Origin of the sequence: Vibrio metoecus, assembly GCF_009665255.1 — a bacterium.
Taxonomy (GTDB): domain Bacteria; phylum Pseudomonadota; class Gammaproteobacteria; order Enterobacterales; family Vibrionaceae; genus Vibrio; species Vibrio metoecus_B.
In genome coordinates this window covers 1,024,598-1,042,810 of sequence record NZ_CP035686.1, presented here as the reverse complement: position 1 = coordinate 1,042,810, position 18,213 = coordinate 1,024,598, and the positions used below count along the sequence as shown (strand labels likewise).

The 18,213-nt window shown below is 46.6% G+C and carries 16 protein-coding genes; 11 read left to right on the top strand and 5 right to left on the bottom strand.

The window, feature by feature from the left end; all coding sequences use genetic code 11:
- Window positions 1–537: 537 nt before the first annotated feature.
- Window positions 538–1,380 (bottom strand): formate transporter FocA, encoded by an 843-nt coding sequence (gene focA / locus EPB59_RS04835; RefSeq protein WP_000349974.1) that lies wholly within the window; start codon window positions 1,378–1,380, stop codon window positions 538–540.
- Between the two features lie 283 nt (window positions 1,381–1,663).
- On the opposite strand from focA, the gene EPB59_RS04830 reads away from it, so the two are divergent.
- From EPB59_RS04830 to EPB59_RS04790, 9 genes are all read left to right on the top strand, one after another.
- A complete protein-coding gene (locus tag EPB59_RS04830) occupies window positions 1,664–1,897 on the top strand; it encodes a TIGR02647 family protein (RefSeq protein ID WP_000673329.1) in 234 nt (77 codons plus the stop codon).
- A gap of 106 nt (window positions 1,898–2,003) precedes the next feature.
- On the top strand, window positions 2,004–2,834 hold the full coding sequence (locus EPB59_RS04825; protein ID WP_154171704.1) for an NAD(P)H-binding protein: 831 nt from the start codon (window positions 2,004–2,006) through the stop codon (window positions 2,832–2,834).
- The gene (locus tag EPB59_RS04820; protein ID WP_055051814.1) at window positions 2,827–3,465 is read left to right on the top strand and encodes a YdcF family protein; all 639 of its coding nucleotides are present in this window, start codon (window positions 2,827–2,829) and stop codon (window positions 3,463–3,465) included. Before EPB59_RS04825 ends, EPB59_RS04820 begins: the two co-directional genes overlap by 8 nt.
- Before the next feature lie 83 nt (window positions 3,466–3,548).
- Entirely contained in the window at window positions 3,549–3,776 is a 228-nt protein-coding gene (locus EPB59_RS04815) for a hypothetical protein (RefSeq protein ID WP_000422993.1), read from the top strand.
- Between the two features lie 186 nt (window positions 3,777–3,962).
- A complete protein-coding gene (locus tag EPB59_RS04810) occupies window positions 3,963–5,840 on the top strand; it encodes a sensor domain-containing phosphodiesterase (protein WP_154171703.1) in 1,878 nt (625 codons plus the stop codon).
- Window positions 5,841–5,968: 128 nt separating this feature from the next.
- Entirely contained in the window at window positions 5,969–6,514 is a 546-nt protein-coding gene (locus tag EPB59_RS04805; RefSeq protein ID WP_055051816.1) for a septation protein A, read from the top strand.
- A 109-nt stretch (window positions 6,515–6,623) separates the two neighbouring features.
- Window positions 6,624–7,043, top strand: coding sequence for an acyl-CoA thioester hydrolase YciA (yciA, locus tag EPB59_RS04800; RefSeq protein ID WP_154171702.1), 420 nt, complete (start codon window positions 6,624–6,626; stop codon window positions 7,041–7,043).
- A 123-nt stretch (window positions 7,044–7,166) separates the two neighbouring features.
- Entirely contained in the window at window positions 7,167–7,463 is a 297-nt protein-coding gene (locus EPB59_RS04795) for a YciI family protein (protein WP_154171701.1), read from the top strand.
- A gap of 1 nt (window position 7,464) precedes the next feature.
- Window positions 7,465–7,863, top strand: coding sequence for a GspS/AspS pilotin family protein (locus EPB59_RS04790; RefSeq protein ID WP_154171700.1), 399 nt, complete (start codon window positions 7,465–7,467; stop codon window positions 7,861–7,863).
- A 75-nt stretch (window positions 7,864–7,938) separates the two neighbouring features.
- On the opposite strand, the gene metE is transcribed toward EPB59_RS04790, so the two are convergent.
- On the bottom strand, window positions 7,939–10,224 hold the full coding sequence (metE, locus tag EPB59_RS04785; protein ID WP_154171699.1) for a 5-methyltetrahydropteroyltriglutamate--homocysteine S-methyltransferase: 2,286 nt from the start codon (window positions 10,222–10,224) through the stop codon (window positions 7,939–7,941).
- Between the two features lie 395 nt (window positions 10,225–10,619).
- Between metE and metR the strand changes: the two genes are divergently transcribed.
- Window positions 10,620–11,537: an HTH-type transcriptional regulator MetR gene (metR, locus tag EPB59_RS04780; RefSeq protein ID WP_154171698.1), complete on the top strand. Its 918-nt coding sequence runs from the start codon at window positions 10,620–10,622 to the stop codon at window positions 11,535–11,537.
- 6 nt (window positions 11,538–11,543) lie between these two features.
- On the opposite strand, the gene EPB59_RS04775 is transcribed toward metR, so the two are convergent.
- Complete coding sequence (locus EPB59_RS04775) at window positions 11,544–11,744, bottom strand: DUF4250 domain-containing protein (protein WP_046121527.1); 201 nt, start codon at window positions 11,742–11,744, stop codon at window positions 11,544–11,546.
- A 116-nt stretch (window positions 11,745–11,860) separates the two neighbouring features.
- Window positions 11,861–12,547, bottom strand: a complete 687-nt coding sequence (locus EPB59_RS04770; RefSeq protein ID WP_154171697.1) for a hypothetical protein — start codon at window positions 12,545–12,547, stop codon at window positions 11,861–11,863.
- Between the two features lie 227 nt (window positions 12,548–12,774).
- On the opposite strand from EPB59_RS04770, the gene EPB59_RS04765 reads away from it, so the two are divergent.
- Complete coding sequence (locus EPB59_RS04765; RefSeq protein WP_154171696.1) at window positions 12,775–15,531, top strand: M16 family metallopeptidase; 2,757 nt, start codon at window positions 12,775–12,777, stop codon at window positions 15,529–15,531.
- 55 nt (window positions 15,532–15,586) lie between these two features.
- Here the strand turns inward: EPB59_RS04765 and EPB59_RS04760 are convergent, their stop codons facing one another.
- Window positions 15,587–18,049: an EAL domain-containing protein gene (locus EPB59_RS04760; RefSeq protein WP_154171695.1), complete on the bottom strand. Its 2,463-nt coding sequence runs from the start codon at window positions 18,047–18,049 to the stop codon at window positions 15,587–15,589.
- Window positions 18,050–18,213: the final 164 nt, after the last annotated feature.

Below are 18,213 nucleotides of genomic sequence, written 5' to 3'. Positions count from 1 at the left end.
ATAGCTTTATTGTGGTTCAATCGAAAATCGACTCACAAGCCTTGTTATTCCATAGTTTTTTGAGTTAGAACGGAGATGTGATCGAATAAAAAATGACGTGAAAAAATATGAACAGTTATGACAAATTAATATTGTTTTAACCCTGTAAAAACAGAAACAAAGTCACAACAAATTGAGATAAAAAACGATGAGACAGCGCAAGGTGAACAATAAATTTGAGTGCAGCAACATCACCTGATGTCTCTCGCCAACACTTCAACAGCCCATCAACATTGGTTTTCCACTACGCCCCAACAAAGCGCAACTGCACAACCAATGTGCAAGATTTTTAAGATATTTCTGCAAGGCAAGGTTACACACGCAGTTTACTCTGAGTTATCCACAGAAAATGTGGATAAGGCCATCACGATCCAAAAGCCTTTGCACCGATAAGGCGAAAAGCAATACCAACTGCTCTCGCTTACTTTTCGACGCATAAAAAAATCCCCGAGTAAAACTCAGGGACTTTTCAGAAATAGCTAATATTCAGTAATGAAATCAGTCTTTAAGGTAAATCAACCAGTACCACATACCTACAAACACACCGCCCCCAACAATATTGCCTAAAGTCACAGGAATAAGGTTGTTGACGATGAAGTTAACAAAGTTGAGATCCGCATAGTTGGCGATATTCGCGCCAGTCATCGCCCAGAAACTGTCTGGTGCAAAATATTTAATACCAATCGCCATCGGCACTTGGAACATATTGGCAATACAGTGCTCAAAACCTGCCGACACAAACATAGCTACAGGCAGAATCAGTACCATGACTTTATCCGTCAGCGAACGCGCACTAAAGGTCATCCATACGGCTAAACACACGAGAATGTTACACATCAATCCAAGGGCAAAAGCCTGTAAAAACGTATGGTGCAGCTTGTGCTGAGAAATCGCCATCGCGTTGAGACCAAGCTGGCCACCATCTTCCATGAACTGACGAGTCGCTAGCATAATCAATACAAGGATTATCGACCCACATAAGTTACCGAAATAGACCACAGTCCAGTTCCGTACCAGTTCTTTCCACGAGATTTTGCCGCTCGCCTTCGCCACTAGGATCAATACCGAACTGGTGAATAATTCACCGCCAGTAATCACCACCAGAATCAAACCGAGGCTGAAGGCCATGCCACCCAGCAATTTGGTGACACCGTAAGGCATATCATGCGCCCCTGTGGTCACCACTGTGTAAAACACAAACGCAATACCGATTTGAATACCTGCGGAGATCGCAAGCAAGAATGACTTATACGCGGCTTTTTTGGCTTTACCTTCACCAGTAATGGCCGCACGTTCAGCCATTTGCGGAGGGAGAAGGGAATCGAATTGGTTATGATCCATGAGCTTGTTACATTTTGACACACAACAGAAGAGGTGGCGGATAATCGCTCTATTTCCTCTTTTGTTCAAGGGCTATTTTTCATGTTTACGAAAAATGTTTAGATCGAGAGCTGTCGCAGTGCCATCCTCCAATACGTTGTCCTCTTAGCCGCATTTTCCCTGGCTTTAGGCGCTGAAAAAAACGCCAGATCGGGTGAAGATAACAGTTCTGCTTGTACAACGTTGCGTGTTGTCTTCCGTCAGCCTATTGTTGCCGCAACAACAGCTTGAAAAGGTAACGCCCATGAAATTCACTCAACAGCATATTGATGAGCTTAATCTACTCCTGCAATTTGATTTAAGCAGCGCAGCCACAGGAATCAAAGTACGCCACGATGCATCAGAAGCGGTGCAAGCTGCAGTGACCCGCTTGTATAACAAAGGATTATGTACACAACCCGATGGCGGTTACCTCACTGATGAAGGCATCGAAATCGCAGAGCACGCGGATCGTGTCTTGCGCGTATTAAACGCCTAACTTTCCTTACAATGAGCGCTGTACAGCGCTCATTGCCTTTCTACCCTTTATAAACCTGTGTTACGGTAACCAGTGTTAAACACTCGAAAAGATTAAAGGAAAGATCATGCAACGAGTAGCCGTGATTGGGGCTGGCTGGTTAGGTTTACCGCTCGCACAATGGCTTAAGCAACAAGGTCATACCGTATACGCCACACGCACTACCACACAGGGTGTTGAAACGACACAGCAACAAGGCATCGACAGTTTTCTCTGTCAATTAGATAAACCGGATGGTTTGAGCCAAGCGTTGCGCGACAGAGAGTGCGATATCGTGATTGGCTGCTTCCCTCCCGGCTTTAGACAAGGCTATGGAGAAGATTATGCCAAGCATTGGCAGACGCTAGTGTGGCAAGCTAAACAAGCCCATGTTCAAAAAATCATCATGATCAGCTCAACCTCTGTTTATCCTGACATTGCCAAACCGATGAATGAGAAAGATGCCTCTTTAGCACTCGCGCTGGATAACGCCGCATTTGATATTAAAGCGCGCATTCTACTCAAAGCTGAGCAACACGTTGTCACTTCAGGATTGGATTACACGATTGTGCGATGCAGTGGGCTGATTGGCCCTCATCGACACCCTGCCCGCTTTGTTAGCAAAATGCCAAACGTCAGCCGGCTTGCGCCCGCCAATATGCTGCATCTTTCCGATGCGATTGGTATTGTGCATTTTGCGCTACAACAACTGCCACGCACGATTATTAATGCAACAACACCAACAACGGTCAGCAAAGCGGAATTCTATCAAGCGGCACTTCAAGCGATTGGCAGTTCGCTTCCTCTTCCCACAATCACGGATAAAGCCGATAAACTTATCTTGTGTGACAAATTATTGGCAGCGGGCTATCACTTCCACTTCACTCATACATTAGAGGCAGTGCAAGGTTATGAGTAAACACTTGTATCAACACATCGAAACGCTGTGGGATTATTTGCAACTTCATCAACAACCTAAGCCTGCCGATGTTATCTTGGTTTTGGGCAGCAATGATCTTCGCGTGGCAGAACATGCGGCAAAACTCTACCACCAAGGCCTTGCCCCTCGTGTGCTTTTCTCCGGTGGATTTGGTCGCTTTACGCAAGGCGTATTCCAACAAACTGAAGCCGAAACCTTTGCGGCTATCGCCAAGGAAGCAGGCGTACCAGAAGAAGCTTTATTGCTTGAAACACAGTCCACCAACAGTGGCGAGAACATGCTTTTCAGCCATCAAGTGTTAACCCAGCAAGCTCATCCGGCACAACGTATTTTGTTGCTACAAAAGCCTTATATGGAGCGCAGGGCTTACGCTACATTCCTGCAACAATGGCCAGAAAAGGTAGAGAGCGTGCAAGTTACCTCTCCTGGTGGTGGTTTTTTTGACTACTTAACCTCCGAACTCACGAGCGATTTTGTGCTCAACGCCATGTTAGGTGATTTTGAACGTATTCGTGACTATCCTGTTCTTGGGTTTCAAATCGAGCAGCCGATTCCAGAGCCCGTTACGCTGGCGTATCAAACCCTATTGTCATTTAAATTTACCCCATAAATGCGATGAGTTGGCATCGCATTTGCTTACTATCAATCTTGGAGTGACCTCCGTTTTCCGAATAGCAAGAAAGGAGTCTGATTATGGAATTGCAACGTCATCACTGCTATGACCTGATTCATATGGGTATGCGTGAACTACTTGAGGATCGTATGGGTTACTACTCCGCGCTCGACTATCAACAAACTTTGTATGGCATGACGGGGAAATCCAGTTGCTTAACCATGTCGGATGATGAGTTAACGTCCACTTTGCAAGCCTTAAAGAATGAAGGTTACTTAGTCGATTTCAACGCCCACCCTTTACGTTAACCACAAGGAACATACTGCTCACTCCACGGTTCAAACTTAAGGGTGTATGACCAAACTCGAAGGTATTGACGCATTTTTGCTCAATACCTTGCAGTGCGCTATGATTCGTCATCTATACTGATAACTATCATTATTACTATTAATCACGTCAGCACTGATTAGGTCACCCATAAGGTTGAACAAACCATGCCCCCTATCGATACTCAACAAATCATTGTTCCACCAAGCATGCTGGATTCTTGGCAAGAGATCGTCGATCTGATTGCGGAGATCACGCAATGCCCAGCATCGCTCATCATGCGTATCCATGAAAGTGATATCGAGGTTTTCACCAGTAGCCGAACTGCGGGTAATCCCTATAAACCCAAAGCAAAGGATTCTCTTGGTCACGGTCTCTATTGTGAAACCGTCATTAAAGAAAAACGCATGTTGGATGTACCCAACGCCCTTGCCGATCCTGACTGGGAAAACAATCCCGATATCAAATTGGGGATGATCTGTTACTGCGGATTACCTGTATTTTGGCCTGATGACACCCCATTTGGCACCATTTGTATCTTGGATAACCAAGAGCGGCATTTTGATGATCGCGTCCATTCATTACTGTCACGCTTTCAATCAGCGGTTGAAGGGCAGCTCGAAACCTTGTACCACAAAGCCGAGTTACGAAAACTCAATCAAGAACTGGAAATGAAAGTCGCAGAACGTACCCAAACGTTAGCCGATCTCAGTACAAAATTGCTCAAAGAGATTGAACAACGCACGGTTGCGGAAGATTTCGTCGAATTCCATCGTCATTTCGATCCACTCACCAAACTGCCCAATCGAGTTACCCTTACGGAGCGTTTACAACCTCAACTTCTCAATATCGCAGATGACCAGCAGATCACACTGATTTACTTTAGTCTGCGTAACTTTAAATCGGTGAACGACAGTTATGGCTACCAAGTCGGTGACCAAATTCTATCCGCACTCTGCCAACGCTTAAGCCACAATTTGCCAGAAAACTGGCTATTAGCTCGGATCGTCGGCTCAGAATTCGTTCTGACTGCGCGGCATAAGCGTAGCCAAAACGAAACCAAAAAAGTGATCAATCGGGTTGTTCAAGCATGCACTATGCCTTTTAACACCAACAACTTGAACATTACTCTACAATGCCATTTAGGCGTAACACTCGCCCCAATGGATGCAACCGATTCGCTCAGTTTCATTCAGCGAGCAAGCTCAGCCATGAGTTGGGCTAAAAAAGAGGGTATACCCATTTCCTTCTTTAATTTGGCGGCACAAAAAGCCACCGAAGAACGCTTACAACTTGAGTCACATCTGCTGCACGCTTTACGTCTTGGTGAACTCGCCGTTCATTTCCAACCTATCGTCGACTTAAAGCAGAACGGAAAAGTGATTGGAGCCGAAGCCTTATTGCGTTGGCATAACCCACAATTGGGGAATATCACGCCCGATCGATTCATTCCGTTAGCGGAAAGTAATGGACAAATTATTGAGATTGGCTATTTCGTTCTTCATCAAGCCCTTAGAAAAGCCGCAGAATGGTATAAATTAACCACATCGCCGTTCAAAATTGCCATTAACATTTCTCCAATTCAATTTCGTGAGCAACGATTTGTCGAATACCTCAAAGACATGATGACGCTCTATCAACTCCCTCCTGGTACCATTGAACTCGAACTGACAGAAGGCATTTTGTTACAAGATGAACATTACGCGCAAAGTGCTTTAGCCCAACTTCGCCAACAAGGCATCAGCATTTCACTGGACGACTTCGGAACGGGTTACTCCTCATTAAGTTACTTACAGAAATACTCATTTGATACCTTAAAAATTGATCGTAGCTTTATTAATCAGTTGGAATACAACGAGCAAAACCGTGAGCTAACCCGTGCGATTATTGCGATGGCGCATAAGCTCAACATGGCGGTCATTGCGGAGGGCGTGGAAAAAGATTATCAAGCCGATTTCGTGCGCACCGAGGGGTGTACTTTTGCTCAAGGCTATCTGTATGGCAAAGCGATTCCGGCCGATGACTTTACCCAACTGTTGACCTAAATTGCGATCAACCTATCTCACAGTAACACTGCAAACTTAGTTAATTTATGTCGAATGCGGATTGGCTATTCAGCTCTGAGGCGACTTTCGTTAGACTGTCGCCAATCATTTGACTGGACGTACCCAAAATGAAACAACTGCTCGACTTTATCCCGCTCATCATCTTTTTCGCCTTATACAAGTTCTACGATATTTACGTTGCCACGGGCGCTTTGATTGCCGCGACGGCTGTACAAGTGATCGTCACTTACGCCATCTATAAGAAAGTAGAAAAAATGCAGCTCATCACATTTGTGATGGTCGCCCTGTTTGGTGGAATGACGCTCGCACTGCATGATGACAACTTCATCAAGTGGAAAGTCACCATTGTCTACGTGGTGTTCGCGCTGGGCCTCACGGTGAGCCATCTCATGGGCAAATCCGCCGTCAAAAGTATGTTGGGCAAAGAGCTGACGCTACCTGAAACAGCATGGTCTACCATCACATGGGCGTGGGTTGGTTTTTTCAGCCTCTGCGCTGCACTCAACCTATACATTGCTTACCACCTCCCTCTCGATGTGTGGGTCAACTTTAAAGTCTTTGGCCTGCTTGCTGCGACGTTAGTCTTTACGCTACTGACTGGCGGATACATCTATAAACACCTTCCTAAAGAGCAAAAAGAGAAAAACCAGTAAATTCCACTGGTTGCAAAGGGGTGATCCATTGACTGATTTGTGGTTATAATCCGCCCCTCATCCACAGCGACCGTATCCGGTCGCTGTTTCGTTTGCTGTGGATAACCAAATGAGTCAAATTGTGAATTCTCCGAAAGGCCAGCTTCTGCTGCGCACGCTGGCAATGCCTGCCGACACTAACGCCAATGGTGATATTTTTGGTGGCTGGATCATGTCTCAGCTCGACTTAGCCGGTGGCATCCTTGCCAAAGAGATCTCCTGTGGACGGATCGTGACCGTTTCGGTCTCAAGTATCACATTTAAAAAACCGGTCAAAGTCGGTGATGTCGTATGCTGTTACGGCGAATGTACTAAAATCGGCCGAACCTCGATGTCAGTCAATCTCGAAGTCTGGGTGAAACCGGTTAAAGAAGATGGTGTGGGTGATCGTTTCCAAGTCTGTGAAGCAACCTTTAACTACGTCGCGATTGACACCAATGGCCGCCCAAGAGCGATAAGCCTAAGCAACGGATCACAGAAATCATCTTGATAAGCTGTGTTTCACCACTGACTTGCGTAGAGTATTGACTTTGCGTTTATACCGAAACGTCTTGATGTGATTGGTAGGCGGTAAGTTGGCAGGGTTATAGTCAGTAGATAAGGAAGGAAATGTATGTGGTATGTCATTTTTGCGCAGGATGTAGAAAATTCTTTAGAAAAGCGCCTTAGCGTACGCCCAAAGCATCTTGAGCGTTTACAACAGCTGCAAGATGCAGGTCGTCTGCTCACTGCAGGCCCCATGCCAGCCATTGATTCGGATAATCCGGGGCAAGCAGGTTTCACTGGCTCTACTGTGATTGCCGATTTTGCATCACTGACTGAAGCACAAGCATGGGCTAATGCTGACCCCTATGTGGCAGCTGGCGTATACGCTAATGTGATTGTTAAACCTTTCAAAAAAGTATTCTGATATGAAAAATATTGTCCTGAGCAGTTTGATCGCATCGACTCTTCTTCTCGTCGGCTGCAGCTCTGGCTTAGCTGAGAAAGAGCGCAACCTAGAGTTATTAGCGGGAAATCGAGCTAGCTTACTCTCGACTGAACTGCCTCTAGAGTTTGGTCCGCTGAACATTTTACGTGCAACAGCAAAAGGCAGTAGCATTGAGTTAATGATGGTGTACAACGCCGATGCGAAAAATGCCAAACCCACCGAGCAAGTGCTGCAAAGTGCATTAAAAACCTTTTGTACCAATAAAGATATTGCTGCGAATCTTGATGTCGGGATCAGCTATCGAATCCAAATGCGCAACACGCGTGGTCAGCTGATGGTTGATCAGTTGGTAACAAAAGAGACTTGTACCAAAGGTTAAGCCCCTTATTTAACAAGTGTTCGCGTAAAAACAAAGGCCTCATCATGAGGCCTTTGTTGTTTTCAATGAGAGAGATTACGCTTGCCACTCACTACGCAGAGTTTTCGCCGCGTTGACCATGTTGGTCAGTGCTGCTTCTACTTCTGGCCAGTTGCGGGTTTTCAGACCACAGTCAGGGTTGACCCACAAACGCTGTGCTGGAATTTTCTCTGCTGCTTTGCGAAGCAGATCTTCAATCCATGCTTGCGCTGGAATGTTAGGCGAGTGAATATCGTACACACCTGGGCCAATTTCGTTCGGGTAGTTAAACTCTTCAAACGCTTTGAGCAGCTCCATGTTGGAACGCGATGTTTCAATGGTGATCACGTCGGCATCCAATGCCGCAACCGATTCGATGATCTCGTTGAATTCGCTGTAACACATATGGGTGTGAATTTGCGTTTCCGGACGCGCACTACCCGCGGAAATCTTAAACGCTTGTACTGCCCAATCTAAATACGTTTGATGATCGCGTTTTTTCAGTGGTAAACCTTCACGAATCGCGGGTTCATCAATTTGAATAATATTGATGCCTGCATCTTGCAGATCCGCCACTTCATCACGCAGTGCCAACGCTAATTGCTGAGCAATCTCTTGGCGGCTGATGTCTTCACGTGGGAAGGTCCAGCACAGAATGGTCACAGGCCCCGTCAACATCCCTTTCATCTGTTTAGAAGTCAGAGATTGCGCGTAAGTTGACCACTCCACCGTGATTGGTTTTTCACGTTCGATATCCGCCACCACAATCGCTGGTTTTACACAGCGTGAACCGTAGCTCTGTACCCAACCAAATTGAGTGGTTTGGAAACCAGCGAGGTTCTCAGCAAAGTATTCCACCATGTCGTTACGTTCGGCTTCACCGTGGACCAGCACATCTAACCCTAGTGCTTCTTGGCGTTTCACTGCATCAGCAATATGGCCTTTCAGTGCTTGCACATACTCTTGCTCGCTCAGTTTGCCTTGGCGATACGCGCTACGCTCAGTACGGATCTCACCCGTTTGTGGGAAAGAGCCGATGGTTGTGGTCGGTAAGAAAGGCAGACCCAACACTTCTGCTTGGTGATGAGCACGCTCAATATAAGGCGCACTCCGCTCTGCCAATGCTGCAGTAATATTGTTGATACGCGCTTGCACAGAAGCCTTGTTCACCGTGTGAGAAGATTTGCGCGCAGCAATCGGCTGGCTGTAGGTATCACACGCTAAAATTGCGGCGGCATCCCCCTCCAGAGCACGGCCGAGCAAGGCGACTTCCGTCACTTTCTGCTTGGCAAACGCAAACCAGCTGCGGGTTTCCGCGCTCAGATCGCCCTCCAGATCCAGATCGACTGGGCTGTGCAGCAGTGAACAGGAACTGGCGACCCACAAACGCTCACCCAGCAAGGTTTTCACTGGCTGCAAACGAGCCAGAATAGCACTCAAATCCGCACGCCAAACGTTACGGCCATTAATGACCCCCGCAGAAAGCACCCAATCGGAGGGCAAGCGGTTCACAATAGTTTCGAGCTGCGCTGGAGCGGCCGAAATATCCACATGCAAACCATCGACAGGCAGTTCGACGATCTTATCGAGCGTGTCTAGAACTGAATCAAAGTAAGTGGTCAGCAGTAGTTTTACGTCACCACGAATCACTTGATAAGCCAGTTTAAAAGAATCTCGCCAACGGGGTTCTAATTCTAAGGCCAGAACAGGCTCATCAATTTGTACCCACTTCACGCCTTGCTTCGCCAGCTTGCTCAGAATCGCTTGGTAAGCGGTCAATAGACGTGGCAACAGCGTTAAACGATCAAACCCTTCTTCCACTTCTTTACCTAAATACAGATAACTGATTGGGCCAAGCAGCACAGGTTTTACATCATGACCCGCTTGCAGCGCTTCATTCACCTCTTCAAACAGTTGTGGCCAACTCACATTAAACGTGTCGTGAGAGCTGAACTCCGGCACGATGTAGTGATAGTTAGTGTTGAACCACTTGGTCATATCAGAAGCCGCGCTACCCGTTCCGCAACCACAGGCATTTTGTGACTGACCACGACCGACACGGAACAAAGTATCTAAATCAGGAAAACCGTGACTGTGACGCTTAGGCACATGACCCAGCAATAGTGTGGTGGTGAGTACATGGTCGTACCAAGCAAAGTCACCCGCGGTCACAAAGTCTAATCCGGCTTCTTTTTGCAATGCCCAGTTTTGTTGACGAATTTGGCTGCCGACCAGTTTCAAAGCCGCTTGGTCAATCTCACCACGCCAGTATTTTTCAAGAGCAAATTTAAGTTCGCGTTTTTCGCCAATGCGGGGATAACCAAGAATGTGTGTCGTTGTCATGTGAAAATCCTTTGTCTGTTCTTAATAGGTCGTAGAAGCTCTAAGCTGCCTCAGCACATCGAAAGATGTCTGGATGGCTAAACTATCGCGTTGTACGCCTTCGAGGACAAGGTTCATTTATTCAACTTGTTTATTAGTAATTTTCATGTTGGAACTGGCGATTATCAATTTACCTTTACTATTTATAACCAAACTGCTTGGAGTTGCAGGTAGGCGGCAAGTGAGTTCATCCCCATGAGCATAGACACACTATGTGATTGGGGTGAACGAATGTAGCCAACACCGCTGCGGCTTCAAGCAGGAAGGTTATAGCCATCTAGATGTTTACAGCTCCGAAAAATCGGCGTAACTTAGCTAAAAATTCATGTTGGCTTAGGGATAAGTGAGGAGAGTTCATGATAGAGCTGAAACATTTAAAAACGCTGATCTCGCTACGCGATACCGGTTCACTGACCGCCACCGCGACCTCGTTGCATCTCACCCAGTCTGCGCTCTCACATCAGATTAAAGACTTGGAAGCGCGAATTGGCGGGCAGCTTTTTTTGCGTAAAACACGCCCAGTGCGTTTTACCGCCGAAGGCGAAATTTTGCTGCGTTTGGCGGACGATGTGTTACCCAAGATGGCGCGAGCAGAAAATGAACTGGCGAGCTTGAAGGAAGATGTGAATGGACGCCTGCACATGGCGATTGAGTGCCATTCCTGCTTTCAATGGTTGATGCCGGCCTTGCGTGAATATCAGATCGGTTGGCCAAGTGTGGCGCTGGATTTTTCTTCTGGTTTTGGCTTTGAACCTCTGCCCGCACTATTAGCGGGGGAATTGGATCTGGTGATCACCTCGGATATTTTGCCGCGCTCAGAAGTGCATTATGAGCCGCTGTTTGATTTTGAAATGCGCCTTATCACCGCCACCAACCATCCATTGGCTGACAAAGCCGGTATTGAGCCCCAAGATTTGATCGATCAAACCATGCTCACCTATCCGGTGCAAAAGCAAAGATTGGATGTGGTGAAGCACTTTTTGCAACCCGCAGGCGTTGAGCCCGCACGCTGGAAGCAAGCCGACAATACCTTGATGCTAGTACAAATGGTCTCTGCTGGATTAGGTGTTGCGGCTCTACCGAATTGGGCAATCAGCGAGTTTTCACGCCAAGGATTAATTACCAGTAAACCGTTAGGCAAAGGCTTATGGCGCAGACTGTTTGCGGCAACTCGTCACAGTGAAAAAGATAAACGCTACCTGCAAGCCTTTTTCGCAACCGCACGCCAACAATGCAAAAGCCACCTTGATGGGATCAAGATGGCTTCACTTTAGGCATCATTACCGAGCATAAGCTTTGAACTGGTTGGTAAGAGGATCGTATTGATAACCCAGTACGTCTAACTTACCGACCAGATGTTCAATATCCATTTCATACGTGCTGATCAACTCATCCAGACTGTCACATTCCAAACGCAGTTTTTCATTGACGATGCCCAGCAAAATCACGCTATCGATATTTCGTATGTTGCTCAGATCCATCACATCACTCCTGATTGAATGTCTTCATTCAGCGTTTCCGCTCCCCAACCTCATCAAGCATAGTCGCTATTTGGGGAACGAAAAGTGATCTGTACGACTCATCGCACTGAGCAAAATTAAAGTGGAATCTGGTAAAGGCCGTGCAAACCGGTTGCCGATGCCAGAACCAAAATCTCAGCCGCCACCAGTTGCCATTTGTTCACCGTTTTACCGGAGATCAAATGCCAGCACCAGATAACGACCCCAGCAATCAATAAACCAAAACTCACTAGGATCGGCATCACCAATGCTTGAAGCTGTTGCTCACTCAGGCCAGAAATATAAGGCAAGAGACACAATGCCGTCAGCATAGCAGACACAAGACCTACTACCGGCAAAATGCGGTGAAAGGCTTGTAGCCGAGAGCGCGCCAGAGTCAGTAACAAATGCCCGAACATCGCGCCAAGCAGGAAAATCGCCGCAAAAATAGTGAGCGACGCTGGCCATGCTGGCGCTTCGCTGATCAAAATTCCCACATACGCTAATGCCAAGCCATTGGCTAAATACAATACCCATAACGGGCCTTCTTCACGGGTCTTTTTGGTCTGCACTTGTGAATAAAAGTAAAACAGCGCAAACACCACCATAAAGGCTTCAATTTTGATCGAAGCAATAGCGAGCCACAACACAGCCAATGCAGGCAGAACCTTATGAATACGTCCACGTTGCCCGGGGCATATTTCACCCTTGACCAACACCAGAGTCAAAATGATTTGTGCACCCAATAACATGGGAGCGAATACGGAGATCAGAGAATAAAGCATAGTTTGCCAAACCAGAGAGCTATCGAAGCCGCCGATAATAGCAAACCTAAATCAAGAACCCCAAGCGGCGATATGTTAATTTCCTCTCCTTAGAAAAGAGAAATGTGACACTGACTACTCAGACCAGATCGCAAATTGATTAAAAGTTCAGCACCTCAAGTAAATGCGGGGGCGACAAAGCATCACAATGCGTTATAGTTCAATCCTAACTATAATCAGAGGCTTATATGAAGAATAAATACTTAGTTGGCATATTGTGCGTTTTGCTTGCCGGTTGTGCCGTAAAGCAAATTCATCGTCCTTTACAGCCTGATCAGCGTTGGATTACCCAAACGCTCCCAAATGGTCTTACCTATCATCTTTACCCAGATACGGAACAAGAAGTTTCGATTCGTTTGTATGTACATGCAGGCTCTATGCAAGAAACCGCCGAACAAGCAGGTTATGCTCATTTCGTCGAGCATATGGCTTTCAACGGAACCCGACACTATCAACACAATGATGTGATCCGCATGTTTGAGCAAAGCGGCGCACAATTCGGCGCGGATTTTAACGCTTTTACTGGCTATGACCGCACCGTTTATCAGCTTGATCTGCCGAACTCGGAAAATATCGATAAGGCTCTGCTATGGTTTGCTGATATCGCCGATGGTCTGAATTTTGATACTGATGAAGTAGATAAAGAAAAAGGCGTGATTTTGGGAGAATTCCGCGCATCGCGAACGGAAAACCTCAATATCAATCAACAATTTTACCAACACATGATCCAAGGCACTTCCTACGCTGAGCATGATCCCCTAGGCACGCGTGAATTAGTGCAAACCGCCACACCAGCCAGTTTAAGTGCTTTTTATGAACAGTGGTATCAACCTCAGCTAACCGAGTTAGTCATCACCGGTAATTTTACCCTTGAACAAGGCCAACAATGGGTGGAGAAATATTTCTCCACTTGGGCAACCGGAAACACTGCCTCTCCGGCATCGATTTATGATCACCCACAAAACCGACAAGATCTTGTGACACCAATCATTGCTGGAGAATCTCCTAGCTTAACTCTGGTTTTTCCTCAAGGTCGCGTCGCCATCACTGATTTCGCTGAGCAGCAAGAATTTTGGCGTGATGATGTCACGGAACAACTCATACAAGCGCGCCTAAATGCTGCGTTCAGTGATGCAGCACAAGCTACAGTGGGCATCTATTCCACTCGCTATGTGATTGAAGATCAGCGTTACTCAATCATCAGTGTGGCCTTTGCCAGCGAACAAAGAGAGAAAGTACAAGGCATACTATTAGACACACTCGCTTCGCTCCGTGATTATGGTGTCACCCAAAATGAGCTCGACATTGTCTTGCGCGGTTATCGTGAAAGTTTGACCTACCTGCAAGACAATCGCGCATCAATGACGCCGGTTGAGCATGCAAACCAGAGAGTCTTTGCGATTGGAGCCAACGAACCAATACAGTCTGAGCTCGATTATAAAGCCAGTTTGACTGAGTTTCTAAACGCGGCACAACGGAAAAACATCAACCAGCATATTGAACAGCAACTTCGTCAGCACAGCGTATTGGTGATTGGTGCAGCGGCCAATGAAGACGTCGCAATGCTGAACAACACACTACCTCAATTACGAAAAGCACTCGCATTGCCTGGCATTGAACCGATCGATCCTCAGGTGGACAGCCCGTTTAAGTTACAAACCGTCGCGGGCGAGATTGTTCAGCAGCTCGATATAAATGAAGAGCCGCCAGTCACTTACTGGCAACTCGATAACGGTATTCAGGTTTACTATTTGCGCAACCCTGAAGCAAAAGATCAGGTGTATTTAGAGTATTCCAGTGCTGGTGGACAAGCCGCCTTGCCGTCAGATTTACTGCCTGCCGCAGAAATTGTGCCTTTTATTGCCGTACGTAGTGGCTTGGGGGAATTGAGTGGGTCGCAGTTTGAGCACTATTTGCGTCAAAAGAATATTGGATTTTACAACTATATCGGGGCAACCAGTCACGGCATTGAAGCGACCAGCAAAACTCAGGAATTACCTGAGCTGCTTGAAGCGCTGCATATGCTGATCACCACAATCAAAGTGAACCCCGAACAGATGGAGGCAGTGAAAAACGAGTTTACCCAGAACCGTAATGCCTACTTTGCCTCACCTTTTGGTTCTTTCTTCCGTGCAGTGACGGACCAAAGTTTTATTGAAGGAAGCCGTTATCGTTTACACACGCCAGAGCAAGTTTCTCAAGTGACAGCGCAACAAGTTGAGCAAGTGCACCAGATCCTGTTTGGCAAACAGCGCAATAATACCTTGGTGGTGGTTGCCAATATTGAACAATCCCAACTGACCCCTCTGTTACGCCAATACATTGCTAGCTTGCCACTGGCAAAAGAAACCCTTCCCGTGATGACCAACCAATTAATCAAACCGGTCGCTCCACGCTTAGAATTGGCACTGAATAATGAAAATGCCACCCAGTATGCGCTGCGTATTCTCTCTGAAACCCCATCTCGTGACGCTAAGCTGGTGTTCATTGACGATATTGTGCAGCGGATTGCAACCCAGCGTATGTTGGCAGAGGTACGCGAACACAAGAGTTTAGATTACACACCACAAGTGGTGTCCTATTCGGTGGATGGTGAACCGCTCAATGATTGGATCTTCTCTGCGTTAGTTGATCCGAAAAATCAGCAACAAGTCGCGGCTGTAATGCACGATGTGGTACAAGAGCTTGTAAAAGGAGTCAGTCAGCAAGAGTTGGATGTGGTGACGCAGAAGTTTCTGATCGACATGAAACCGCTTTACAAAACCCCAGCACAGCAAGCCTTTTTCATGCAACGCTACGCGATTCATCAATACGGCATTGAAGCGACCTATAAGATTGAGGCCGTAACACAATCCATCACGCTGGATGACGTTAACCAGCGTATTAAACAGCTATTCGGCCAACAAACCACTCAACAAGAAGTGATTTTTAAACCTAAAGAATAGTAACCACATCAGGCAAATTATTTATTCCATAAAGCCCGTTCTTCGGGCTTTATTGCTAATCCAAACTCGCTAAATAATCTAACAGGCGATGGGCGGTAATAATCCCTTTATAGGCTTTACCAGAAACGAGCACCCAAGGAGTGCTGGGATATTGGCGAGTTAAAAACGGAATTTGAGCAACATCATACTCCGCCGACAGCGTAGTAAATTGTGTTTGCATAAATTGGTTCACCGGCTTGCGCCACATGGCGGCCTCACGCGCGGTTTCCAGCTCCGTTCCCATCGTAGGGGTCAGGTGTAGATTCAATGATGCCCTATCAACTAAGCCGACACACTCGCCAGCAGTCACCACCGGCAGAACATCGGATTGAGTGGCCTTAAAATACTCCACCGCAAGCGAAAGAGGGTCTCCGGGGTCGAGTCGATATTGAGTGAACATCGCCAAACTTTGCAGTGATGTAGGTTCTTGGTGCTGTTTTTCCTCCTCACGAGTTGCCAGCTTAAAGTGTTTGCGATACTCCATCGCATGAATGAGGTTATGCAGTGGCAACGGCTCGGTAAAGAAAAAGCCTTGCAGTAAATCCACCCCTAGTGATTTGAGAACATGCACTTCATATTCAGTTTCAACACCTTCCGCCACCACCTTAACCCCAAGCGTATGCGCTAAGTCAGTCATCATTTTGACAATCGCATAACGGCGTGAACCAATTTCAATCCCTGACACAAATTCACGATCTATCTTCAGGAAATCAAACTGGCATTCCGTCAAGTAAGTGAATGATGAAAAACCCTTTCCAAAATCATCAATCGCAATGGTCACGCCCATAGCTCTTAAGTTTTCGATGACTTGGTTACCATGGGTATGAAAATCAAAATAAGCACTTTCCGTTAATTCAACAGTAATACTTTTGGCGTGGCAGGGCTGGGTCGCAATCAGGTTGGCGGCATTACGCAGTATTTGCTCAGGCCCCAGATGGCTGTTCAGCGAACGGTTAACAGTAAGGCCAACATGGTGGCCAAATAACGTTTGAATTTTCGATAAATCATTTAATGCCTTACGCCCCACTAAGCAATCCAATTGGTCGATCAACTCCAACTCTTCCGCAATCGAGATCAACTCCTGAGTTGTGGCATGCAAAACATCTGGCGCCTGAAAACGGCAGAGCGCCTCAAACTTCACAATTGACCATGTTTGGCTATCAATAATCGGTTGATAGAAAACATCAACATCTTCGTTTTCTATCCATTTTTGAACCCACTTTTCCAACGATTTTCGCCGCTCGATTTGTTGATGAATCGCGCGGTCATAAAAATTAATATGCCGACTCTCTCCCGCGTGATGCTCTAACATAGCTTGTACTGCGTGTGAAATTAGGCGCTCCACCTTATCCGTATCCATCCCCAATACGGATACCCCAAGCCGTCCTTTGGTCATGGCTTGATGCACGACCTGGCCACCACGTTGATACAACTCAGCAAAAAACTGCCGCAAGGTGCGATGCAAACCATTTAACGCCGGATGATCGCCCTCTTTCTCCGATTCTAATAGGCACAGAAAAATCCCCTCGCCATGATAACCACATAGCTGAACCTGCTCATTTTTCGCCAAACTGCCCGCTAGCCGACGAATTTCCGCATAATATCTGTCGCTACTGAATTGCGGCTGTATGGCTAACACGAAACTGGTGGCGGTTGCCGAAGGCAGAGCACGCTGTTTTAGCAGCTCAACAAACTTGGTTAAGGTAGGCAATTGAGTCAGAAGCTCAATATCACCGGCTTGTTTATCAATCACCCGATCCAGATGCTGCGCGAGATCGGTGGTAAAGCCGATATAAAATGTTTGATCTTTCTGTGGACTCAATCGTTTAACCAGAAGATCTTGTGGCCAAATTTCACCAGAAGCGCGCTGAGATAAAATCGTACCACTCCACCAACCTTGTTCACGCAGTTGGTGCCACATGTCGAGATAAAAGTGTTGCGAATGCTTACCTGAATTAAACACACTGGTTTTTAAACCCAGTAAGTCACTTTGTTGGTAGCCCGTCTGCTGCTCGAAATAGCGGTTACAGGCCAATATTCGGGTTTGCTCATCCGTAATCACCACACCGTGGTGGCTATTATCAAATAAAGCATCAAATGCGAAAGCGGATTCCATACCAGAATGGAAAATCAGCAGTGGGGTAATGCTGCCACTGATGATGTGACTGCTGACCTCTTCAACCGTAAACGCCACCAACGCAACCAGTTTTTCCGCACTCACTAACAAGCTGTTCACGCTCTGAGGGGCCGTATTCGCTTGTGCCAAGAAACGGGCAGCGTGCTCACGCTGAGTAAGTGGTAGATACTCCAGAAAATCCTCAGGTTTACCGATAGGGCAATGCTCCCCCACCAATGATTGCCACATCACCACATCATAATCCATGTGTTGACTGGTCACCTCATAGCACCAATCCACTGGAATATAACGAGGTTGTGAACCGGAAATCTGTGATTGTGCGGTTAATAAGTTCACATTCATCCTGCATCCCTAACTGATGACGTAAGTTTATTCTATGCTCACCTTAAAGCAGCTTTCACTGACATACCATTAACTCTAACGCATAATACGGCCTGCACTCTAACTAAAGTATTAGTTGTCTGGCGCTAAGCTGCCAGTTTTCTCTTGCTTAGTAAGCGGGTTTA